A 19,348-nucleotide genomic window follows, 5' to 3' on the forward strand; every position below is an offset into this window, starting at 1 on the left:
TTATTGCTCCCCGGCTGGGTTGAGTTTTTTGCGTTTTTCTTTTATTTCATTGAATAACCGCCCACGTTTGATTGGGCTATTGTTCAGAGTCGAGTCCACATAACCCGGTTCTGGCCGTTGTAAACTCAGTTCTGCCAGAACAGTCTCTTTTTCTATATTGAAGGGAGACAGGGCGGCAGCCCTGATGAGTGTAGTAATAAGCATACCCAATGCGCGCGCCGGTGATTCATCACCGTAAACATTGTTAACAGCCATTTTGATTTTTACCGCCCGAATGAGTTCCGGTGGTAAAGTGTACAACGCCGCCACTATTTCCATGTCTGCATAAGCCGTTAGAGCTTCGCGATGCGTGTCTTTATAGGGCTTTGCTGACGCGCACAGTTCCAGCAGGACGGCACTCTTATCCAACTCCAGTTCTTCAATCAGATGCCCGAATTCTTGTGCCAGCTCCCGCTGTGAAATCCGGCGGATATGTTCAGTTTGTAGTTCATCCGTCATTTCACCGCGCAAACTCCGAAACAGTTTGCGCCAACTGCCGTCAGCCTGTTGGCTCTGGTTTTCGGCGTCGCGCTGCTTTTGCTGGCTACGGGCAATGGAGGCCATAATTTCTTTGTAGGTTTCTTCATTTTTCAGGTGTTGCGCTTTCGCTGCTTTAAATCTTTCAAGGGCGGGCGTAATCGAGTGTGGTTTTTTCTGGTTCATAGGGGGATAACTCCGTCTCAGTCAATGTGGAGTCATTTTGCAAGCTCTCACACAACGTCTCAATCAATGCCCGTTGTGCCATTTCCCATACAACACACTCTCAAATCAAACTAAAAGGGCTATAAAAATAATAGTTTTATAAAAACTGTTCACTACTCTTCACTTTAGGAGAAAAGTATTAATAATCAATAAATAAAAGGGTGAACAGTTCATTTGAAACTATTCACCAAGTGTTCACTACTGTTCACTGGGTTAAAAAGAGCTTTTTCTCTGGCTAGCTTAAAAAGCAGGCAAAACCCTCACTGTTGTGCTCAACCACCACCACTCTTTTTAGAGCATTTTAATATCAATAAATATCTTTTAATTCTTTTTGGCTTTAACGACTCAGTACAAAAAAACACCCCTTCCACACATATACCCGAATACACCCACATAGACCCAGAGAGTCAAATACCGTCATTTTTACGTGCGTTTGTTGTGGTAAATCACACAACAACGGCTTGTTGCATCAGGTAAAAATATTCTCACAATAGGGGGCTACCCAACTGAATCCCAGCAAACCCGGCGGTATATGGCCGGACAACCAATAAGGTAGCTTTTCATGCTTGCAATGACACAACAGGCTTTATCCAATACGCCACCACCAATGGCAACACACTACCCGCGTGACCGCTTTATGCGTCTACCTGAAGTGATTAACACCACCGCCTTATCCCGCTCGACCATTTATGAACTGATTAGCCGTGACCACTTCCCCGCACAAATTTCCCTTGGCGGTAAGAACGTCGCATGGCTGGCCTCTGAGATTGAGGGCTGGATGGCAGAGCGCATTGCTAACCGTCAGGGGGTATCAGCATGATCACCCTAAAAATCGGCGAGCAATTCTTCACTCTGAATGATGGAGACGTGCAATACATCGCTGAGGCGTTCCAGATTGCGCAGCAACAACCCGGCCTTGCTTTACCCAAGTACCGCAGCCAGCTAAACGGCGTGGTGCAAGTGATGTCGGGCAATGCGGCAGGCACGCCAGCACAGGCCAATTTCTACGCCCGTACCCCCGTACAGCCCAAGCCTGATATTCAGACTGATTGCTAAACCGATGACCCTCATCCCGCAAAAAGGGCTTTTCTCTGGCTTGCATTTTTTGCAGGCCTTGCGTTATAGTCGCCGTGCTGTCGCAAAATCGGCAGCCGGGCGTGGAAACCCGAGTTACTTATTGGCGACACAACACGCGCCAGGCGTGTTTTTTTATGTCGTGGCCTCGGCCTACCAGTTTTTTGCACAGTGGTTTCTACACCGCTGTCGCTATCAAGCAATGGTGGCTCAGGCGGGGCAGCCTTCGGGCTGGCCGGTTTCCAATAAGGCCGGTATTTCCACCCCCGTCTGGGCTACCACCCATAAGCGTGGAAACTTCGGTGGTAGCAATAACCAATACTTATTGGAGGCTGCCACTATGGCTACATCCCTCACCCCGTTACACCCGCAATTTATCTATCTATTCGCTGCTGTTCGTCGTACTGAATTAATGGCGCGTCCCTGCATGTTGCGTACCACCGCCAGCAGTGAGAAGAATGCCCGCCTGCGTTTAACCCGTGACTACATCCTGTCGTTTGCTGGCCGTCTGCCACTGGGGGCGGTCGCATGAATACCCTTGCCGCCCGTTATGACTGTGATACGCAGTACAGTATCCCTCACGCTGATTTTTTACGCCTCCAGCACGCACACAATGTCGGCGTGACGTTCCTCGATATGCTGGAAACGCAAAGCAGTCTGTTGCACGGCATTACCCCGCCGTCGCCTGAATCGTTCGCCTCAATGGTGGCGTTACTGACTGACCAGCTCGGACAGGTGATGAACACCTGCGAATCTCAAATTTTATCCCGCATGGAGGCACCTATCGTATGAATACCCTGAATCAATCCTGTCTGCCCGTTGAAGTCCGTACCGCTGTTTATCGCCGTGCGTTAGCCCATGCCTATCTGGATACCTGCGTATCTCACGGGGTGAGCCTTGGTTACTCGCTGGATGAATTACAAATGACCATTGCGATGGATATTGAGGGCTACTTTGTGCGCCAGCACGGGCCAGAAGCCGGTATGGATATGGCCTGTACCATGCTCAGTGACATGGTGCAGCCGGATATTTTGCTGGCTCCGCCGCGCCTGACAGTATTAGGGCAAAAAATGATGGATGAGCTGTGCCAAGCGCAGATAGCCACAACCAGTCAAACTACCCTGCACTGAGGAGAAACAGAGAATGACACTATTAAGCGTTTCAAAAACCTCACATGCAGCCACCGGCCAGTGGCCGGTATTGCTCCCCGCTCTTGGTATTCATATCGCCGCCGGAGGCCGGGCGCAGCCCTGCCCGATGTGTGGCGGTAAAGACCGTTTTCGCTTTGATAATTTGCAAGGGCGTGGCACATGGTTTTGTAACCAGTGCGGCGGCGGCGATGGTCTGAATCTGGTTGAAAAGGCGCTGGCGGTCACGACCAAGGAAGCCGCCTGCAAAGTGGCCGAGGTGTTAGGAGAACCATCGAACCCGCCATTACCGGCACACAATGCCGGGCAGGAAGCGCAGGAGAAAGCGCAAGCACGGCAGCGGGCCGCAGAACAGGCTAAACAACTGCTGACTGTCGCCCGACCACAGACCGGGAATGCCTATCTGACCGCCAAAGGCTGGCCAGAGCTGGAGACGCTGACATTACACGGTAAACCGTTGTGTGTTGGGGGTATTACCTATCAACCCGGCGACCTGTTATTCCCCCTTACCGACAGTGCCGGTGAAGTGGTTAATGTTCAGTTGATTAACGCCAACGGTGACAAGCGCACGCTGGCCGGGGGGCAGGTGAAAGCAGCCTGTCATTTTTTTGCCGGACAGAATAACGCCGTTATCTGGCTGACCGAGGGCTATGCTACCGGGCTAACGGTACATCATCTGACCGGGGAAACGGTGTGTGTCGCGCTCAGCGCTAACAATCTGCCCGCACTGGCGCAACAGTTGCGTACCCACTACCCGGATGCATTGCTATTGTTGGCCGCCGATAATGACGAGAACGGCACCGGCCAGAGCCGCGCAACAGAGGCCGCCCAATTGAGCGGCGGTAAGCTGGCGTTGCCGTCGGTTGTGGGCGACTGGAACGACGTTTATCAGCAGCAAGGTAAACTGGCCGCCCTGACCCAGTTACAGGCATTCAATCAGCCGCAACAGCCCAGCCCGTTTGATACGCTCAGTGACGCCGACCTGAAAGCCATGAGCGCCAGTGAAAAGGCCGAACTATTAGCAGAGCACTATCAGCACTTATTGGCGGTGCCACAGGTGGGTGAAGACCTGTGCCGCTATGAAAAAGGGGCGTGGCAGGTGTTACCATATCGGGTACTCAGCCGGGAGATTGCCGCCCTGTTCCAGAAAATCCGCGCCCCGTTCTCAGCATCAGGGATAAACAGCGTACTTGATACGCTCAAGCTGATGGTGCCACAAATGGGAACACCCGCCCGGCACTTAATAGGTTTTCGTAACGGGGTATTTGATACCACTACCGGCCAGTTCAGTGCACACCAAAAAACGCACTGGTTGCGTACCGTGAACAGTGTGGATTACACCCCGCCCAAAGCCGGGGAAAATCTGTCCGACCATGCCCCGCACTTTTGGCGCTGGTTAACGCGGGCCGCCGGGCAACAACACGAGAAACAGGAGCGTATTCTCGCGGCGCTTTATATGGTGTTGGCGAACCGCTATGACTGGCAACTGTTCCTTGAGGTGACCGGGCCGGGTGGCAGTGGTAAAAGCGTGATGGCCTCTATCGCCAGCTTGCTGGCCGGGAAAGACAATACCACCTCGGCCACCATCGATACGCTGGAATCGTCGCGGGAACGTGCTTCTGTGGTGGGGTTCTCACTGATTATCCTGCCAGACCAAGAGCGCTGGAGCGGTGACGGTGCCGGCATTAAAGCCATCACTGGCGGTGATGCTGTCGCCATAGACCCGAAATACCGTGATGCCTATTCCACTCATATTCCGGCGGTGATTCTGGCCGTCAATAACAACCCGATGCAGTTCAGTGACCGCAGCGGCGGTGTCTCCCGTCGCCGGGTTATTCTGCCGTTCCCGGAAGTCATCCCGGCTAACGAGCGTGATCCGCAGTTGTTGGCAAAAATTACCGGTGAGCTGGCGGTGATGGTGCGGCACCTGATGCAGCGTTTTATTGCTCCCAATGATGCCCGTGCGCTACTCGAAGCGCAGCAGAACTCGGATGAAGCGCTAGAGATTAAACGCGGTGCTGACCCTCTGGTTGATTTTTGTGGTTATCTGCTGGCGGTTAATACGCCCAATGGCCTGTATATGGGGAATGCCAATATTATCCCGGCTAATCCGCGTAAATACCTGTATCACGCTTACCTGTCGTTTATGGAGGCGCGCGGCCACCAACGGCCAATGAGCCTGACCGCATTCGGGCGCGCTGTGCCGCAAACCCTGAGTGAATATGAAATAGCCTTGTTGAAGCGAAAGACGAACCAAGGGATGCAAACAAATCTGATATTAAGTGAAGACTGCGAGGCCGACTGGTTGCCTAAATGTGAAGCACATTGAATAAACAACATCACGATCGTTTCTACCGATCAATATGGCGTTATTGATCTGCCTAACCCATTGGACGCTATCAGTTATGACACTTATAGTTGCGTTGTACAAACCTCATACATCCAACACCGGGGAGCAATGTATCAGTGTGTACTTAGGCCTGCTTGCAGGCCTTTCTTTTATCCCCAATTCTGTCCCACCTATCTTGGCACCTCAAAAATAATCACACCGGCCTAGGCCGGTGTTTTTGTATTCAATGGCGACTGTTCACAGCAAGTGACTAGTTAGGATAAACTCGTCACTAACTCATCACCATCTAACATATTGTATTTTAATAATTAAATTCAAAAGTGAACAGTGTGAACAGTTTTTCTATAAATCTTTTTTTTCCGTAAATTACCTTACAAACACATAAACTAGCAGCAGAGAAATCCATTAATAAACACAGCCTACTTCATTGTCAGTTTAAATAATTGGTACACGTTTAGGTACACACAGAAAGTTTGAAATAAATTTTTATCAATGAATACAATGTATTGATCAACCTATTCAGCGTCCCCCAGCTCCACCACTTTTTAGTTGTTTGAAGTATACTGAAGTCTACTAAGCCCGCATGGAACCAGCCTTGCGGGCTTTTTTACGTCTATAGAAGTCTACTGAGATTTGCTAGAAGCTACTCGTTATGGCACCCTTTTTGGGACCCAACACAAAGGGTCCCATAATCGAGGGTCCTAAAATGGCAAAGATCGCTAAGAAACTCACTGACACTGAAATCAAAAATAGCAAGCCAGCAGAAAAGGAGATCAACCTTTTTGATGGTGACGGCTTGATGCTACGAATCGCTCCCCTATCAAAGGGTGGTAAGAAAAATTGGTATTTCAGGTATGCAGTGCCAATAACTAAAAAGCGAACAAAGATAAGCCTCGGAACCTACCCCCACCTCACGTTAGCAAGAGCAAGAGTTTTGCGGGATGAATACCTATCTTTACTTGCCAATGGCATCGATCCACAAGTCCATAACAACGATAAAGCTAATGCATTGAAGGATGCTACTGAGCACACGCTCCAAGCCGTTGCTCGAAAGTGGTTAGATGAGAAGGTAAAGACATCTGGTATATCCAAAGACCATGCAGAAGACATTTGGCGCAGTCTTGAAAGAAATATCTTCCCCGGATTAGGCAATGTCCCTATCAAAGAGATCCGGCCTAAGTTATTGAAGCAGCATCTTGACCCAATTGAACAACGCGGTGTATTGGAAACCCTGCGCCGAATCATTTCCCGCCTGAATGAAATCTTCCGCTGGGCAGCGACAGAAGAACTTATTGAGTTTAATCCTGCTGATAACCTTGGTCAGCGTTTTAGTAAACCTAAAAAGCAAAATATGCCCGCCCTTCCCCCCAGCGAACTACCAAGATTTATGGCTGCACTGGCGAATGCTTCCATACGGCTGGAAACACGTATGCTGATTGAATGGCAATTGCTTACTTGGGTTCGCCCCGGAGAGGCTGTTCGTGCGCGTTGGGCTGACATCGATACAGAGAAAAAAATCTGGAACATTCCCCCCGAATTTATGAAGATGAAACGTCCTCATAAGGTGCCGCTCAGCAAAGAAGCTCTTCGTATACTAGAAAATATGCAGCCTATCAGCAGCCATCGTGAATGGGTATTTCCCAGCATAAAAACTCCATTGACCCATATGCATGAGCAAACAGCCAATGCAGCGTTAATCCGTATGGGTTTAGGTGGTGAATTGGTTGCCCACGGTATGCGATCTATCGCAAGAACAGCAGCAGAGGAATGCGGTAAATTCAGGACGGAAGTTCTTGAATCAACTTTGGCTCATACCAAAAGCACTGAGATTATAGCCGCTTACAATCGTGCTGAATATCTCGTCGAAAGAGCAGATCTTATGCAATGGTGGGGGGATTATAGTGGCATTCGTCAATGGATTGCAGAGATTGGGCGTGATGGGATGAAAGCCTACCAACCATATGCAAACAACATGACTCCACAGGCAATGATTCCTACAGCAAGCAGCCTTCAGCCAACACCATATCAAGCTAGTAGTCAGTACCAAGCACCAGTAAACCATATTACTGTAAAACCTGCGGATGTTAAATTGAACATAGATTCAGGAAAGCTTGAGGGGGTGTTTAGTGTGATAGCTTCAGAGCATGTTAGTAACTACAACGAGCAGGTACTTAACGATATCAACACTAGCTACCTTAATCGTTAAAAACGAAGGGACAAGGCTGTATTATGGCTGCACTTGCTGGATGATTTATGTGCAGTCATGTTGACGACTCGGTCAATTAGGGTAGAATGTTTACATAGGTAAAGAAAATTGTTTTTGATTTTATCTATATTGGCTGTATTAGCTTTAACTAAAATCCCGCGCCTTTCTATAGCGGAGGGAGGATTCATATGAACTTTGATATGCAAGTTACTCAAAATTGTGCATCGTTTTATAACCCAACAACAAGACTTTTTGTTGTTGTAGATTCTTTTGATAATCGTGAGTTTGACGTGAGAGTTGGTTCGTTATCAAAAACTGAACTCGTAGGCACAGTCTGCGCTTCTAATAGCGTAGAATTAAACGAAAAATTAGCCGAAATGACAGCATCTTATCTATGATCACTCAACAGCAGCTAGATGACCTTGAAGCAGACATTAATGATGTATTACAGGAAGATAGTGCTAAGTTAAAGTTTTCGCTCCATTTCGCTGCTGATCGTCTAAATGATCCTCGTAATGTTCCTCCAATAACGCTTGAGGAACTAAGAGTTATCTTTGATGTTTTTATCAAATCTCATCTACAGACAATTTTGAAAGAAAATGACGGCTTCTCTTTCACAATTCAATGTGAGAAATCATTTATTTCAATACCTTGCATCATTGAGCATGATTTTGATATTGGGAAGAAATGGGTTATCCAGCAAGTTCTAACTATAATGCGAAACCCCAAATTTACTGCTTATCATAAAGATATGATTTTTAAAGTATAAATTACAAAAACTTCCAATAATAGTCATTTCTTTTTAAGAAACCGCCATTAATAGGCGGTTTTTTTGTTTATAAACTTAGTACGTTACTGATTCGATATATCCCGCTAAATCCTTCAAATCAGAGCCTTGAGAGTAAGTTTTAAAGCTCTCCGTTCTGCCTCTGCCATGGCCTACTGTAGTGGATCAATAATTCAGGACACCTCGAAATCCTGTTAATGTTAAAACAGTGAACGTGAGGTGATGCATGATCAAAAATCGTCGGATTAAACGCACATTTTCCCCAGAGTTCAAACTCGAAGCTATCGAACAGGTTGTTGAATACCAGCGAGATGTACGGGAAGTCGCTCAGGCGCTCGAACTCAACCCTGACCATTTGCGCAAATGGATACGGCTGTATAAGCAGGAAATTCAAGGTATTGAGCCCGTTGGCAATGCCATTACTCCTGAACAACGCGAAATTCAGCAGCTTAAAGCACAGATAAAGCGTCTTGAGATGGAAAAAGAAATACTAAAGCAGGCTGCCGTGCTGATGAGCGAAGCCCCCGGAAAGTTATCGCGCTAATCACACGGCTAAAAGCAAAGTGCCCTGTGCAGATCCTTTGTCATTTATTCGGTATTCACCGTAGCGTTTATTACGCGCAGGTAAAGCGTCCTGTTAATGCACAAAGAATTGAAAATGCACAAAGAATTGAATTACGAAGTCGGGTGAGAGAATTCCATGACTCTCAGTCGTGGTGCTGCAGGTAGTCGGGCAATCAGTCAGATATTGCGCCAGAGTGGCGTTAATGCAGGTCGATGGCTGGCGCGACGACTGATGCAGGAATGCGGGCTGACTAGTCGCCAGCCTGTTAAACATCGCTACCGGGTAAATGAAGACAACAGTCCGGCATTACCAAACTTATTGAACCGGCAGTTTAACCCCGCCACACCAAACCGCGTCTGGTGTGGTGATATCAGTTTATTCGCCTGCAGGACAGATGGTGCTATCTCGCGCTTGTTATTGATTTATATTCACGCCGGATTATCGGTTCAGCCCTCTCATTAACCGCTGATGCTGATGTGGTGTGCCGGGCTTTGCGTAACGCTCTGGAAACACGACCTCGTGATGGCCGTCTGCTGTTTCATTCAGATCAAGGGGGTCAATATAAAAGCAATAAATACAGGAAATTACTCTGGCGTGATGGGGTAATGCAAAGTATGAGTCGCAGAGGGAATTGCCTGGATAATTCGCCGATAGAAAGAGTCTTTCGCAGCCTTAAAAGTGAATGGCTTCCGAAAGGTGGTTATAGTGATTTTAGCCATGCAGTACGCGATATAAACCAGTGGATAAATGGTTATTACAACGTTTATCGCCCTCATACGAACAACGGTGGTTTACCGCCTTGCCTGCATGAAGAAAAGTGGAGACAGGTTATTCCGGTGTCCTGATTTTGTGATCCACTACAACCTCTTTGACAGTACGTCCGGCTTCGACAGACTTCAGAACGGCGATAATCTGGTGCTCGGTGAATCGTGCTTTGCGCATACCGATCTCCTCAAAGGGACATAGTCAGTATGTCGGAAGATCTCTAAAAGTGAATGGTTCTTTTAAGTGGGATACTTACAAACACACCAATGTATTATCTCTTTCTGAGCGTTATGACATACGAAAAGTATGTCGGCAATGGCAACATGTAACTCTATGACCCCACTATATAATTTTAGCGTTTAAAGCTTACATGTAAGCGTCAACTCAGTACCGTCTGGCTTAACTCGTCAGGCTCTGTAGTTTAGGCTGTGTCACTCAGAACTCATCATGTATGCCATAAACCATTTATGATTGTTTGCGTAATTCAACTCCCACATCCCCGCCGGGATGTACCGCCAGTAATCTTTCTTTGCTAAAACCACCGCGTGCCATTAGGCAGACACAAATGGCATCAAACAGTGCCAGCACTAAAACAATGGATGTCGTCGCTAACATATTTAGCGGGTCAATCTCTTGCTGTACATGTGTTTTTAGTACTAAAGCAGAAACCTGCGCGATAGCCGACTGCTCATTCTCCGTCACACTGATAATCTTCACCTGCTTACGTTGCAGCGTCGGCAACAAACGGGTCAGTTCGTCAGAATTACCGCCACGGGAGATCAGGATAATAATGTCCTGTGGCCCCAGAAACCCCAAGTCGCCGTGGGCAGCATCGGTCGCATTCAGGTAAATCGCTGGCTGTTCGACACATGCCAGCATATGAGCCACTTTTCGCGCCGCAATACCTGATGTACCTACGCCCGTTACCGCAATTTTTCCACGACATCCAGCCAGCATATCCAGGACTTGTAGCCACACCCGTTGGTCGACATTCTCCTTTAACACTGCCAGCTCGCGGCTGTAAGTCATCCAGGCATCGTTGGCCACCAACCATTCATCACTTTGGCTCATGCCTCCTCCTGCATCAATTCCTGATAGCGCATATGATCGTGATACATCTGATGGAATACCCGATATTTGCGATCGTAATAGGCTTTGATTTTATTGGTTTGCGGTGTGACGGTTTTGCCGATTCGACTCATGGCCGTCATTGCCTCTGGCAGCGACTCAAATACGCCAGCGGCCACTGTGCCCATCATGGCGCTGCCTAACAGCATGGCTTCGCTCTCTTCGGGTAAAAGCATGGCGCAGCCGGTGGCATTGGCATGCTCTTGGACAAAGATCGGGTTCTTGGTACCGCCGCCGCTAGCCATCATGGTATCAATGCTATATCCATGCTGATTCATGGTTTCGATGATATGCCGCGTACCTAACGCCAGTGCCTGAATGGTCGCCAGATAGCGCAGCGCCATGTCCTCAAAGGTTATCGAGAGCTTTAACCCGGTAATCATACCGGTTAGATTCGGGTTAGCCCGCGGCGAACGGTTGCCGTGGAAATACGGTAAAATATGAATGTCCTTGGTCAGGAAGGCGATATTCTCCGGCTCCCCGGCTAGCTGGCGCAAAATATGATTCAATGCCTCATAGATGGTTTCCCCTTTGCTTTTGGCTTGTGCCAGCAGCTCGGGATAGCACGGATGGGTTTGAATAATATGGTCAATCAAAGCCCCGGTTGCCGACTGTCCGCCCTCATTCAACCAGTATTCTGGCAAAATGGCAGAGTAATATGGCCCCCAGATGCCGCCAATGAAATGCGCTGAGCGGGACATCGCCATATGCGCCGTTGAGGTACCGCCAATCAGCGCAATTCGCCGATCAAAGTTGGCATTTTCGCCAGTCACCCCACTCGCACCTAAAATACCTATCGTACCGGCATGAGCATCAATAATGGAAACGCTAACCGCAGTGCCAGGGATCAGGCCCATTTCTGACGCCGCCCGTTGGCTTAATCCACGTCCCAATGGCTCACCCATCGGTTTCACCGTGGCACCGATTTTCGCCGCGTTGTTATCCAGTAAATCAGCTAGCCCGATCAATTTGAAATAGGATGGGTCCCAACGGTCTTCATGGCCCAGATAGGTCCATTTACAGACCGTGGAACAGAGCGAGCGGGTTTCATCTTTCGTTGCACGCCAGGTCAAAAAATCTGGCAAATCAAATAGATGACCAACATTACTCCACGTGGTTGGCATATGTTGTTTCAGCCATAGCAGCTTTGGCGTTTGCATTTCCGGTGAAATCACCCCACCAACAAACTCCAGCACTGGATGTTTGGTGGCATTAATCCGCTCCGCCTGCGTAATCGCACGGTGATCCATCCAGACAATCACGTTTTGCTCACTGCGCCCCGATGGGCTGACCGTCAGCGGATTCCCTTCTTTGTCCAGTACCACCAGCGAGCAGGTGGCATCAAACCCCAATCCTTTCACCTGAATCGGATTGATATCGGCCTGATTAACCGCATCACGCACCGCATTACACACCGCCTGCCAGATATTATCGGATGACTGCTCCACAAAATCGGCCTTGGGTTTAAACATGGTGATTTCACGGCTGGCCTGCCCGACCATACGGCCCTGCAAATCGAATACTCCGGCTCTTGCGCTGCCGGTTCCTACGTCTACGCCGATAAAGTAACTTGCCATTGTTTTATCCCTCAATTCTTAAGCCTTACGATTCTGTAATGCAATAAAGAGGATCAGCACCCCACCCCATAACGCCATCGTCAGGTAGCTACTCACCCCCAGCAAATTCAGGCCACTTTCCAATAATTGCAGTACCACTAGCGCCAAAATCAGGCCGATAATGCGGCCAAAGCCACCATCCGGGTTAATCCCACCCAGCACCGATGCCAGAATAGTCACCAACAGATAGGACTCGCCATAACCGGCTTTGGCGGAGTTAAATTTTGCCATCATCAGGATGGCCGCCCCCCAACCTAATAAGGCCGATAGGATATAGACCGCAATTTGAACCCGATGGGTATTCACGCCGCTGAAGCGGGTCGCTTGCTCATTGGAGCCAACCAGATAGATGCTGCGCCCCAATGTGGTATGTTCGAGCAGCACCCATAATCCTGCTGACACTAGCAAGAACAGGATCATCGCGACCGGAATACCGGCAATATCACCACTACCAATGTATTGAATCACTGGCGGGAATCCGGAGATCACATCACCGTTAGACAATAAAATATTCAAGCCGGTAATCAGTGTCATGGTACCCAGCGTGGCCAGAATCGGTGATACACCAATCACCGAAATCAACATACCGTTTAAGGTGCCAATCGCCACCGCCACCAGCAATCCGGCGACTAAAGCCAGCAGTAGGAACAGCGGTTGATCTGGATGGCTAACAATGATGGCCGCCATAACTAATGAGCAAGCATTGGCTCCGGCAATAATCGATAAATTAATGCCGCCAGTCAGCATGGTCAGCCCCATTCCCAGTGCCAGCATGCCTAAAATCGGTAACTGTGAGGAAATAGACTGGAAATTACCCAAGCTGAAAAAACGTTGCCCCAAGGTCAAAGAGAAGGCCAACATGACCGCCACCAGAATCAACAATTGCAGGCGGATGATACGGTCGTCAGGAATAATTCGGTTTAGCCAGGTCATATCAGTGCTCCCTCAGCAATTTGCGTTTTTCATTCCATGCGGTGCTACTGATACTCACCAAAATGATTGCGCCACTGAAAACCGTATGCCAGTAAGAAGAAACGCTCAGTAGCGTCAGGCCATTTTGCAAAAATGCCAGCAACATGACACCGAGCACCGTGCCAGTTAATGTACCGCGGCCACCGCTCATACTGGTGCCACCGAGCACCACGGCTGCCAATACCGTCAGCTCAAATCCCATCAATGAATTAGGTGCAACCGATTGAGAAATTTGCGCCTGAACGACCGCCGCAACTCCCGCTAGCAACCCCATGTAGCCATAGACATACAGATGCAAGCGCAGGATGTTAATCCCCAAACGGGAAGCCGCATCTTTGTTGCTGCCCATCGCGAATATCTGCCGCCCAAGGCGGGTGTAATTCATCAGCACACCGGTAAAGATAATGGTGGCCGCCAGACAAAATAGCGGTAATGTCAGGCCATAGTCATAACCGTCGTTGCCAGTAAACGAGAACCAGTTAATACCCGTCATAAACCAGTCTGGAAAGCCGTACAGCCAGGTGCCGTTAGTGAAATAAACCAGTAAGCCGTAAAACAGATTCAATGTGGCAATCGTAATAATGATCGCCGGAACTTTCAGCCAATACACCAGCAATCCATTCACCAGACCAAGCACCAAACCCACAGTCATAGCCAGAACGAAAGCAAGCGGGAAGCTGCCACCGTGGGTAATCACCCATGATGCCATCACGTATTGCGCAATTGCCGTTACTGCCGGGAATGAGATATCGATGCCACCGGCGATCAGGACGACAAACAGCCCGCAAGCCAGAATCCCCAAAATGGCATAACTGGTCGCAACATCGGTTAGATTGCCTAATGTCAGGAACTCTGGGCTTTTCAAGCTCAGGCCAATAGCCAGTAGCAATACCAGCAGGCCGAGATAAAACTCATGCCGCCCCGTCAGTTGACGCAGTTTTAGCTTATCCATTGACCACCTCGGCTACCTGTTGTTCGGTACACTGATGAGGGCAAAACTCAGCGACCAGTTCACCTTTGCGCATCACCAGCACCCGATGGCTGTTGTAATAAGCCTCCGAGATCTCGTCACAAATCATCAAGACGGCCATCCCCTGCTCTGCCAGAGCCTTGGCTATGTGGTAAATCCCTTCTTTGTTGGCAATATCCACCCCCACAGTCGGGGAGTCGAGGATCAAAATACGCGGTTGCGTTGCTACCCATTTGGCAATGGCAATACGTTGCGCATTACCGCCTGACAGTGTTTTTACTGGTAGCGCGGTATCCGATACTTTGATGTTCAGATCCTGCACCAACTGTTTCACCAGCGCAGCGGCTTTAGCGTGATCCAGCAATCCACTGCGAGTCTGTAATTTGTCAAAAACCGAAACGATAGTGTTGTCATAGATCGACTGTTCCATGATCAACCCCTGCGTTAGACGATCCTCAGAGACATAGCCTATCCCATGGCGGATCGCGTCACGGTTATGACGAAAATGTACAGGTTCACCGGCTACCCATACCTCACCACTATCGGGTTGGGTCATGCCAAATAGGCTCAGACACAACTCAGTGCGACCCGCACCTAACAGACCCGTAATAGAAACAATTTCGCCCTGATGCAGGGTTAAATCGATATTACGGAACTGCGTACCACGGCTGAGTTTTCTGACTTCCAGCAATGGCTCAGCCTTGGCAGCCAACGGGGGTAGTTGGCTGTAAGTAAAGCGTTGACCCGTCATCAGGAACGCCAGCTCATGACTATCTAATTCGCTGGCAGGCCAAGTGCCAATCAACTTACCATCGCGCATCACACTGATACGGTCGGCCACTTCCATCACTTCATCCAACCGGTGGCTGACAAACACCACGCAGATACCTTGTGATTTGAGATCGCGTACCACATTCAGCAAACCTTTCACTTCCTGACTGGCCAGCGAGGCGGTAGGTTCATCCATAATGACCAAGCGAGCATCGGCGGCGATAGCGCGACAAATCGCCACCAACTGGCGGTCAGCAATAGACAGTTGTTCAACTTTTTTATCTGGATCAAGAGTGACGCCCACTCGCTGCATGGCGGCTAATGCACGCTCACGCATACTTTTGCGTTTTACCCAAAAATCGCCGCCAGGCAGATAACGATGAACAGCAATATTCTCGGATACGGTTAAATTGGGGAATAATGACAGGTCTTGATAAATCACCTGTACACCATAGAAGAATGAGAGTTGCGGCGTAAACTGATGAAACAGCTTGCCGTCTATCAGGATACTTGCGCCTTTCTCTGGCTGATAAACTCCTGAAATCACTTTGATAATGGTGCTCTTGCCGCAGCCATTCTGGCCGGCCAGGCAGTGCACTTCTCCTTTATTCAGCGTGAGATTCACATTATCCAGCGCCAGCACGCCGGGAAATCGCTTACTGATATGTTCAAGAGTGATAAATGCGTTAGCCTGAGTCATGACAATACCTTCCCTAACGCCGTAATGATGGCGCTATTTTTTGCAGCCATTTGGTGGTGGTCAGGGCGGCAGGGCTATTCTCCCGCCGCCTGCTTCACTGATAACTTATTTTTACCAATGACTTATGTTTACTGCTATCCCTGGTGTGGCGACTGAAAATCAGAAGCCTAATGTTTTCGCATTATCTTTGGTGACTTCGAGAATTTTGTTAAAACGAATCACACCTTTTTCGCTATCGACATCAGCTTTACCCAAACCATCAATAGTCAGTTCCGGCGTGATTTTTTGCCCTTTCAGCAGTTGATCAGCAATAACCACTACCGCAAAACCGGCGTCTTTCGGATCCCACAGCAATGCTTTCTTGATATCACCGCGCATCAGATAAGGTGCAGCCTGTGCTGGCATCGCAATACCGACAACGGCAATTTGATCTTTAGCCCGCTTCTTGGCAACCGCCTGACCGGCACCGATTGGTCCCAGTGAACCAAATCCAATGATCCCTTTCATTTGCGGATAGGTTTTCATCAGATCCAGCGTGGTGGAGTAAGACTTATCAATGTTCTCGGCCACCGGCAGACGTGGGGTCACTTCGAACATATCAGGGTATTTTTCTTTCTGGTATTTAATGGCGTAATCAGCCCAAGCGTTGTGCAGCGGTACAGTTAGAGAGCCAACATAAATGGCATAGCCGCCTTTGCCACCCATCGCTTTTGCCAACTCATCCATATTGGCCTGAGCATATTTCTCACTATCGATAGTCTCAACATCCCACTGGCCGATACGCTGATCCGGCGATTCATGAGTTAACACCACGATGCCTTTCTGCTGTGCTTTTTTCAGTACCGGTTCCAGCACTTTGGCATCATTTGGAACCACAATAATGGCATCCACATTTTTGGCGATAAGGTCTTCAATAACTTTAACTTGTTGTGCTGGATCGGGTGTTGCTGGCCCAACCTGATAAGCATTAACATCCAATTTTTTTGCCGCTTCATTTACGCCAACTTCCATGCGGGTAAACCAAGGAATACCGGTAACTTTCGCGACAACAGCAATTTCATGTTTTTTCTCTGCCATCGTTTGCGTGGTGAATAGCATGCATGCAGAAACAACACATGCATTCAGTAATGCGAGATTAAGTTTCATAGCAATACCTTCTTGTTTTCGTTCAGGTAACGGGTTGATTGCAAGGTGAAGAGTCCGTGGTGTTGTACCGTGACAGTATTATTTTCATGTGACTATTTTTCACATGATGAAGATTAACAAAGGAACACAAGAGGCCGCGAGACGGGTCAGATTGAAATGTGATACAAGCCCATAAATGTTAAATTACATGATTTATTTGGTTAAATAATGGTTAATTAAATATCCGAATGAATGATAACGATCAAAACAATAGTTATAAAACACAAAATAAAAACAATCAAATAACATAAATACAACAATATTGGCGTTTTGATATTCTTGTAGCACATCATTTAATCCAAAACACTTATATCCACGATAACAATTAGCGAGAACTGCGATGAGGTTCTCATTTCTTTATTGACCCAGAAATCCTAAGCGGGCTTTCTACCCTCAATCTCTGTCTTTACCGTGATAAAACGTGTGATGTGCATTGAGATAAATTTTCAGGTTCCTCACTAAAGCACCTTGGTACTCACAGACAATTCAGTCCTCTATTTGGATTAACAGCCAATGAATCAGGGCGATAACTTTGGGGAAATGCTAAAGTCGTGGCCAACTTTTGTCTGCCACGTCACAATGTCTTCTAATATTGCGTATTGCTCTTATATTTCCACATAAAAATAGGTTTTTAGGATGAAAACAGCTACATATCAGTTGCCGAATGGTATCTCTCTGACCCTGCGTTCCGCTGAACATCAGCACAACAACGCGGTCGTGGTTTTATGTCATGGTTTTTGTGGTATTCAGGAAATTCTGTTACCTGCATTTGCAGAGGCATTTACGTTAGCAGGATTTAATACAGTCACCTTCGATTACCGTGGTTTTGGTTCAAGTTTAGGTGAACGTGGTCGCCTGGTTCCTGCCATGCAAATTGAAGATATTCTCAGCGTTGTAGAATGGGTAAAAAATCAGCCTGAGATGAATGAGAGCCGTATTGGTTTATGGGGTACCTCATTTGGTGGTTGTCATGTGTTTGCCGCAGCAGCAGATAATACAGATATTTCATGTGTAGTCAGTCAACTCGCCTTTGCTGATGGTGAAGATATCGTTACTGGGAAAATGTCTGAAGAAGAAAAACAGGGTTTTATTGCCACATTAAATAAAATGGTCGAGAAGCAGCAAGTCACTGGCAAAGAAATGTTTGTGGGGGTAACCCGAGTATTGAGCGACACCGAATCAAAGGAATTCTTTGAAACAAACAAAAAACTTTATCCCGCGATGGATATTAAAATTCCTTTCCTGACCGTGCGTGAAACCCTGCTATATAGACCCAAGGATAATGCTGCACATGTCAGCTGCCCAGCACTAGTAGTTTTAGCTGGTGCTGATACAGTGAATCCTCCTGAACAAGGGAAAGCTTTGTATCATGCGGTGGGTTCATTGAATAAAATGTTGCATGTGGAAGACGATGCCAAACATTACGATATGTACAGTGGTAAACATTTTGACAATATAATTACGCTTCAGACCGACTGGTTCCGGCAACATCTTTAATGACACCTTATTAGTGATGAGCAAAGCGGTTGGTTTTATTTAACCGCTTTTCCCTCTGGAACGCTGCCAAGTATGATACGTTACCTTGGGTTATTGAGCTGATTATTCATTAATGGATATCGTTCTGGTGCCCGTGTTTTCTCACTTATCGACACAATCGGCCAAATAAAAATACATTTAAGGATTTAATAAATATCTACCTGTGAGGTATTCAGATATTAGACGGAACAGCAAGCTGGCGATAAAAATTAATTTTACTCACAAATAATTCAATTAATATAATTAATAATGCATCTATATTAATAACGATCACACCTAAGTATTAGCTCATCTTTAGTCTCATAGACATCGCCGAATCATGGTAAATCCTCATTAATACAATCAACTATACGAATAACTGACCACCATAGCGCCAAATACATTAGAAATACAAATGTATATCATAATAGTCATTTTAAAAATTAATAAAAAAAGAATGAATTTACTGAATTAATTGATATAATCATTGCCGGTGCGATATAAATCACATTAATTATTTTAATCAAATATATAATCGAACAGATAGTTTCAATTTTCCCTGGTGTTGGCCGATTGGCAGCCCTTACCCCATGTAAGGGTATTTTTTTCCCCCCTAGCACAACACCTGTATTTTCTAGTCAGGCCTTGAATTTTTCGCATCCAAAATACTTTCACCTAAGTTAACAACCCTTCACGATTGAGCATGAGTTCAACGGTTCCCGGTGCTGTAAGATGAGTTTGACGTTGCGGATCGCGATGAGACGTCAGAAGGCTCTGGCGAGTAGCGGTACTTTTTTGTATGAAAGCCTTGCCGATCACGACAACCTCCGGCATCAGTGATGTGCAGCACGATGA

The 19,348-nt window shown here is 47.5% G+C and carries 16 protein-coding genes and 3 pseudogenes; 11 read left to right on the forward strand and 8 right to left on the reverse strand.

The window, feature by feature from the left end; all coding sequences use genetic code 11:
- Positions 1-702: a hypothetical protein gene (locus tag DJ39_RS17770; RefSeq protein WP_004718137.1), complete on the reverse strand. Its 702-nt coding sequence runs from the start codon at positions 700-702 to the stop codon at positions 1-3.
- Between the two features lie 601 nt (positions 703-1,303).
- On the opposite strand from DJ39_RS17770, the gene DJ39_RS15525 reads away from it, so the two are divergent.
- From DJ39_RS15525 to DJ39_RS18045, 10 genes and pseudogenes are all read left to right on the forward strand, one after another.
- Positions 1,304-1,561, forward strand: a complete 258-nt coding sequence (locus DJ39_RS15525; RefSeq protein ID WP_025381895.1) for a helix-turn-helix transcriptional regulator — start codon at positions 1,304-1,306, stop codon at positions 1,559-1,561.
- Positions 1,558-1,797, forward strand: a complete 240-nt coding sequence (locus DJ39_RS15530) for a hypothetical protein (protein ID WP_230596541.1) — start codon at positions 1,558-1,560, stop codon at positions 1,795-1,797. Before DJ39_RS15525 ends, DJ39_RS15530 begins: the two co-directional genes overlap by 4 nt.
- A 4-nt stretch (positions 1,798-1,801) precedes the next feature.
- Positions 1,802-2,347, forward strand: coding sequence for a host cell division inhibitor Icd-like protein (locus DJ39_RS15535; RefSeq protein ID WP_004718142.1), 546 nt, complete (start codon positions 1,802-1,804; stop codon positions 2,345-2,347).
- Positions 2,344-2,607: a hypothetical protein gene (locus DJ39_RS15540; protein ID WP_032910557.1), complete on the forward strand. Its 264-nt coding sequence runs from the start codon at positions 2,344-2,346 to the stop codon at positions 2,605-2,607. The genes DJ39_RS15535 and DJ39_RS15540 overlap by 4 nt, the downstream gene beginning before the upstream one ends.
- Positions 2,604-2,945 (forward strand): DUF5375 family protein, encoded by a 342-nt coding sequence (locus tag DJ39_RS15545; protein ID WP_004718144.1) that lies wholly within the window; start codon positions 2,604-2,606, stop codon positions 2,943-2,945. The genes DJ39_RS15540 and DJ39_RS15545 overlap by 4 nt, the downstream gene beginning before the upstream one ends.
- A gap of 13 nt (positions 2,946-2,958) precedes the next feature.
- Positions 2,959-5,292, forward strand: coding sequence for a primase-helicase zinc-binding domain-containing protein (locus DJ39_RS15550; RefSeq protein WP_004718146.1), 2,334 nt, complete (start codon positions 2,959-2,961; stop codon positions 5,290-5,292).
- Positions 5,293-6,019: 727 nt separating this feature from the next.
- Positions 6,020-7,213: pseudogene (locus tag DJ39_RS15555) on the forward strand (integrase arm-type DNA-binding domain-containing protein); the annotation flags it as partial.
- Positions 7,214-7,707: 494 nt separating this feature from the next.
- Positions 7,708-7,917, forward strand: a complete 210-nt coding sequence (locus tag DJ39_RS15560; RefSeq protein ID WP_038251552.1) for a hypothetical protein — start codon at positions 7,708-7,710, stop codon at positions 7,915-7,917.
- Complete coding sequence (locus DJ39_RS15565) at positions 7,914-8,288, forward strand: hypothetical protein (RefSeq protein ID WP_038251553.1); 375 nt, start codon at positions 7,914-7,916, stop codon at positions 8,286-8,288. Before DJ39_RS15560 ends, DJ39_RS15565 begins: the two co-directional genes overlap by 4 nt.
- Before the next feature lie 244 nt (positions 8,289-8,532).
- A pseudogene (locus tag DJ39_RS18045) lies at positions 8,533-9,716 on the forward strand (IS3 family transposase).
- 16 nt (positions 9,717-9,732) lie between these two features.
- On the opposite strand, the pseudogene DJ39_RS18300 reads toward DJ39_RS18045, so the two are convergent.
- The 7 genes and pseudogenes from DJ39_RS18300 to DJ39_RS15610 all read right to left on the reverse strand — a co-directional run.
- A pseudogene (locus DJ39_RS18300) lies at positions 9,733-9,813 on the reverse strand (transposase); the annotation flags it as partial.
- A 288-nt stretch (positions 9,814-10,101) separates the two neighbouring features.
- The gene (locus DJ39_RS15585; protein WP_038251555.1) at positions 10,102-10,707 is read right to left on the reverse strand and encodes a KpsF/GutQ family sugar-phosphate isomerase; all 606 of its coding nucleotides are present in this window, start codon (positions 10,705-10,707) and stop codon (positions 10,102-10,104) included.
- Positions 10,704-12,341, reverse strand: a complete 1,638-nt coding sequence (locus tag DJ39_RS15590) for an FGGY-family carbohydrate kinase (RefSeq protein WP_004721471.1) — start codon at positions 12,339-12,341, stop codon at positions 10,704-10,706. Before DJ39_RS15590 ends, DJ39_RS15585 begins: the two co-directional genes overlap by 4 nt.
- An 18-nt stretch (positions 12,342-12,359) precedes the next feature.
- Positions 12,360-13,313, reverse strand: a complete 954-nt coding sequence (locus tag DJ39_RS15595; protein ID WP_004721473.1) for an ABC transporter permease — start codon at positions 13,311-13,313, stop codon at positions 12,360-12,362.
- 1 nt (position 13,314) lies between these two features.
- Positions 13,315-14,304 carry an ABC transporter permease gene (locus tag DJ39_RS15600; protein WP_038243540.1) on the reverse strand — a complete coding sequence of 330 codons (990 nt, stop codon included), beginning with the start codon at positions 14,302-14,304 and terminating at the stop codon, positions 13,315-13,317.
- Complete coding sequence (locus DJ39_RS15605; RefSeq protein ID WP_004721476.1) at positions 14,297-15,793, reverse strand: sugar ABC transporter ATP-binding protein; 1,497 nt, start codon at positions 15,791-15,793, stop codon at positions 14,297-14,299. The genes DJ39_RS15600 and DJ39_RS15605 overlap by 8 nt, the downstream gene beginning before the upstream one ends.
- A 159-nt stretch (positions 15,794-15,952) precedes the next feature.
- Positions 15,953-16,939, reverse strand: coding sequence for an autoinducer 2 ABC transporter substrate-binding protein (locus tag DJ39_RS15610; RefSeq protein WP_038243545.1), 987 nt, complete (start codon positions 16,937-16,939; stop codon positions 15,953-15,955).
- Positions 16,940-17,614: 675 nt separating this feature from the next.
- Between DJ39_RS15610 and uilS the strand changes: the two genes are divergently transcribed.
- Positions 17,615-18,475 (forward strand): UilS family quorum-quenching N-acyl-homoserine lactonase, encoded by an 861-nt coding sequence (uilS, locus tag DJ39_RS15615; protein WP_004721483.1) that lies wholly within the window; start codon positions 17,615-17,617, stop codon positions 18,473-18,475.
- Positions 18,476-19,348 lie beyond the last annotated feature (873 nt).

It is taken from the genome of Yersinia ruckeri ATCC 29473, from assembly GCF_000754815.1.
Lineage (GTDB): Bacteria > Pseudomonadota > Gammaproteobacteria > Enterobacterales > Enterobacteriaceae > Yersinia > Yersinia ruckeri.